The following is a 265-nucleotide window of genomic DNA, read 5'->3' as shown; positions in this document are numbered from 1 at the left end:
CAATTTGTGCATCAACACTACCCACTTCCATAACCCGATAACTCGGTAAATTTAAAGACGGTAGCGCATTATCTAATAACTCTCGGGTGCGGGTATCGTGGCCTAATAAAATTAATGTTGGCGGCTCAGTGAGTACCATACTTTCATCGTTTTTTGCTTGCTGCCATAACGCTAAATTATTTCCCAGCGCACACCACTTTATCTGTTGGAGTTCACTAAAATGCAGTGGCTCACTTTCTTTTTGAGCAATTACAAAGCCTAAATC

Annotated in this window: 1 protein-coding gene; it reads right to left on the bottom strand. The window is 41.1% G+C overall.

The genetic code is table 11. The features are described from left to right. Positions 1-265: hypothetical protein (locus tag AAEY79_RS15180; RefSeq protein WP_352289295.1), on the bottom strand; the 265-nt coding region annotated here is incomplete at both ends.

The sequence above is a fragment of the Psychrobacter sp. GW64-MNA-CIBAN-0177 genome (assembly GCF_040309585.1).
Classification (GTDB): Bacteria; Pseudomonadota; Gammaproteobacteria; order Pseudomonadales; family Moraxellaceae; genus Psychrobacter; species Psychrobacter okhotskensis.
This window is presented reverse-complemented; position numbering and strand designations above follow the sequence as displayed.